This is a genomic window from Brenneria salicis ATCC 15712 = DSM 30166, assembly GCF_003315515.1.
Classification (GTDB): Bacteria; Pseudomonadota; Gammaproteobacteria; order Enterobacterales; family Enterobacteriaceae; genus Brenneria; species Brenneria salicis.
This window is the reverse complement of record NZ_QNRY01000085.1, coordinates 1-3,253: the sequence shown is the minus strand read 5'-3', so window position 1 is coordinate 3,253 and position 3,253 is coordinate 1. Positions and strand designations below refer to the sequence as shown.

General features: G+C 40.2%; 4 protein-coding genes and 3 pseudogenes. 2 read left to right on the top strand and 5 right to left on the bottom strand.

Translation table 11 applies throughout. The features are described 5' to 3' along the window. Window positions 1–203, top strand: a pseudogene (locus DES54_RS18345) (IS630 family transposase); the annotation flags it as partial. A 242-nt stretch (window positions 204–445) separates the two neighbouring features. Here the strand turns inward: DES54_RS18345 and DES54_RS19065 are convergent. From DES54_RS19065 to DES54_RS18325, 4 genes are all read right to left on the bottom strand, one after another. Continuing rightward, window positions 446–598: a hypothetical protein gene (locus DES54_RS19065; protein WP_211185882.1), complete on the bottom strand. Its 153-nt coding sequence runs from the start codon at window positions 596–598 to the stop codon at window positions 446–448. A gap of 114 nt (window positions 599–712) precedes the next feature. Beyond that, window positions 713–931, bottom strand: a complete 219-nt coding sequence (locus DES54_RS18335) for a hypothetical protein (RefSeq protein WP_240635072.1) — start codon at window positions 929–931, stop codon at window positions 713–715. Window positions 932–947: 16 nt separating this feature from the next. Further along, window positions 948–1,235 carry a type II toxin-antitoxin system RelE family toxin gene (locus DES54_RS18330; protein WP_113869792.1) on the bottom strand — a complete coding sequence of 96 codons (288 nt, stop codon included), beginning with the start codon at window positions 1,233–1,235 and terminating at the stop codon, window positions 948–950. After that, window positions 1,235–1,474: a type II toxin-antitoxin system RelB/DinJ family antitoxin gene (locus DES54_RS18325; RefSeq protein WP_113869790.1), complete on the bottom strand. Its 240-nt coding sequence runs from the start codon at window positions 1,472–1,474 to the stop codon at window positions 1,235–1,237. Before DES54_RS18325 ends, DES54_RS18330 begins: the two co-directional genes overlap by 1 nt. A gap of 190 nt (window positions 1,475–1,664) precedes the next feature. On the opposite strand from DES54_RS18325, the pseudogene DES54_RS18320 reads away from it, so the two are divergent. Further along, window positions 1,665–1,997: pseudogene (locus DES54_RS18320) on the top strand (integrase core domain-containing protein); the annotation flags it as partial. A 428-nt stretch (window positions 1,998–2,425) separates the two neighbouring features. On the opposite strand, the pseudogene DES54_RS18310 reads toward DES54_RS18320, so the two are convergent. Further along, window positions 2,426–3,182, bottom strand: a pseudogene (locus DES54_RS18310) (MvaI/BcnI family restriction endonuclease). Window positions 3,183–3,253: the final 71 nt, after the last annotated feature.

Genomic DNA, 3,253 nt, shown 5'->3' with positions numbered 1-3,253 from the left:
AGAATCCGAAGTTTCGTGTTATTTATCAGCCGGTTTACTCGCCCTGGGTAAATCATGTTGAACGGCTGTGGCAGGCGCTGCACGAAACGATAACCGGAAACCTCCAGTGCCGCTCAATGTGGCAGTTACTGAAAAAAGTGCGTCACTTTATGAATACTGTCAGCCCATTCCCCGGTGGGAATCATGGGTTGGTAAAAATGTAGCGATATTAGGATCAGTTATTTAGTGATATACGCCATAAAACTTCTTATAAATGGAACGGTAAAAAATTTGCATTTGTCACAAATTTGCCACAATAAGTCGCCCTCAGCTATAGACGATAGATAAACACTAAATCCATGACAATATTATTACAGTTTGGATGATTTTAAATCTGGATCTGACATCTTTATTTTCATTATAGAACTGGTCAGAGGAAAGTCTCTAATTATCATCACGAAAAACATCAGATGAGAAACGGCTGGTTTGAAGAATCACTCTCATTATGTTCTATAAAAATAAGGAGCAGCCCGCTACCTTCATGCAGCGACAATTTTTTATCAATTGCTTTGGCGGCTTTAACTTCCGTGTCTGTGAAGGGCTTTGCTTGAATTGCCATGATCGTTACCTTTGGGACTACGGTTTTATGGCACTACGCTGATTTAGGTTTGCTTTTGTGAAAGCTTATTATTCACCATTTTGGCGGTAAGCGCCTGTGCGAGAGCGCTGTGCATCAACTCGCCGACACGTTCGGCAGGAGTAGGTTTCTTACACGTAGCAATTGCAGCGGCGTAAATTGCCCATTATCACCAGCCAAAGGAAAGAATGCCTGGCGGCTGCGTTCTCCATGTTTCACCGCATTGGTGTTACCAACTAGTGTGCCTGCACCGGTACGTTTGCCGCCCCAGCCGGACGATCTTGATTGTTGGTGGTGTTTTTTCTCGAGTTTCATGGTTGTGTTAGGGTTGTTAGCGTAATCGTTTTATTGCATCGGCGTAGGCCTCGGAACGCTCGCGTTTGCCGACTGACACGACAAAAACCACTACTTTTTCATCCTGCACCTGATAAACCAACCGGTAGCCAGCAGAGCGCAGCTTTATTTTGTAGCAGTCCGGCATCCCGCGCAGTTTGTTGGCTTCGATACGTGGTGCTTCCAGAATATCGGCTAGTTTCTTTTTGAATTGATTGCGAACTATCTCGCCCAGCTTGCGCCATTCCTTTAGTGCGCGTTCGTCAAAATCCAGAAAATACGACATTAAAGATCATCCAACGTCACACGTACTGGCTTGGGATTGCGAAGGCGTTCACGGACAATTTCAACCAATTCAGCATCTTCATCACTAAGTAACGTCTGTTTAAAGGGAAGCCGTTCATTTTCAGCAATGTATTCCAGCGTAAGGCGCAATGCTTCAGAAGGCGTAACCCCCAATTTTTCGAGTGCTGCGTAGGAACGTGTTTTAAGATCATCATCGATACGGAGATTAATGCTACCCATCATACTTACCTTTGTAGTTACGTTTGTCTTTACGTAGTGTCGCGCTTTTCTTGTTCAGCCGCAAGATCATATAAGTAAAACTGCGTAATTTTCCGACGCCATGACTTTTCCTGTTGCGGCATTCTCTATGAACTCACCCCACCAACACATCAATACCTTGCGCTGTTCCAGATAGGTGGAGCGGTTATAGCAAACGCTGGAGCGTCTGATTGAGTGGCGCGGGAAGCCGGTTTCAATACGCTGTGACAACGGTCCGGAATATACGAGTAGCGAGTTGATGCAATGGGCTAAAAACAACGACATTGAACTAAATTTTATCCAGCCGGGTAAACCGCAGCAAAATGCCTATATCGAGCGTTATAACCGGACCGTGCGTTATGACTGGCTGGGGCAATATATATTTTCATCACTGGACGAATTACAACGGTACGCAACAGAATGGCAGTGGTTTTATAATCACGAAAGGCCGAATATGGCGTTGGGCGGATATACCCCAAAACAGCATGTGTTACGTGCTGCATAACTCTACTTATGACCTCCGTTAAAAATGGGGGGATTACCCTTCCAGTCTAAAGGTCTACTATGCGCTATAATCTTGGTAGTGTAATCGAGGCTAAAATCTACTAACTGCATGACTGCTAACATGATATTTTAGAGCCTATCACATGTTGGTATTACTATGTGTTTTTAAAAAATAATTAGCTGATTAATGATGATCTGCGTATTGATTTAGTTGTGACAATATTTATTAATGTGATTACCAAAGGATACTTTTACTATTTTAAAAATGGTTTTTTGATATTTTTATCTTTTAAATGGTGAGGTTTGGTAATTTAAAAGTTTCTTTTGTGCATAACGCCGTTTCTTATATGAAAATATTATTTTCAATACTAATTTAATTATTTTTCATTGTTTTAAGTAGGGCTGGTGAAAATAAGCCCTGAATTTTTGTTAAAAATTTCTTAAATCTAATTTTTCTACGTTTTTATATATTCCATTTATATCTTTCCATTTTATTCTGAATTGATTTCTTTTTTTAACGATTGAACTTCCATCAAAATATTTGATATTGATACCCGGATCATAATAGATAGTTGAGGTGGCTAAGGCAGAAAAAAATCTCAAGTTCTGCACCTGTTGCCAGTGTTATCGATGGTCTATAACGATAATGTCTTCCAGAACATGAGTCTTGAGACTCATAAGAGACAAAGCAGGTTTTTGCGTGTTTTCTTTTCCAGTGATTTAATAATTTTTCAAAACTCCATCTGGCAACTAATACGCCTGAATGATTTCTGAGGAATAACCCTCCATCGGGATCTTCTATCTTTCTTTTGGTGATGTTATAACCTTCAAGATTTAGTGATAAACCTGTTTTTTCATTTATATCACCAACTCTATGTATACTGGCAAAATCAACTCTTTTTTCTTTTTTACTGGAGGCATAATCACGCATGAATAAATGTATATCTTCGATATACTTGCCTGTATTAGGCTCAGGAGTCATTAAGGTTATTACAGATCCTGAATGTGCTTTTAATTCCCAGTCTAAAAAATCCGGTTCGGATTTACCGTTAGGAATTATTCCAAAGAAACTTTCAAGAGTGAATCCTGCACCATTTTTTGCTTTATAGTCTATAATTCTACCTGTTTTATCTAATTTTCTTGATTTTATATATCCAAATGAGGCGGCTGTCAAGGATGTTGGCACCCTTAGTCATTTTTTATGCTGCATTTTCCAGCGCTGTTTCCGGCTTATCCGGATTCAACATCACCACTTCG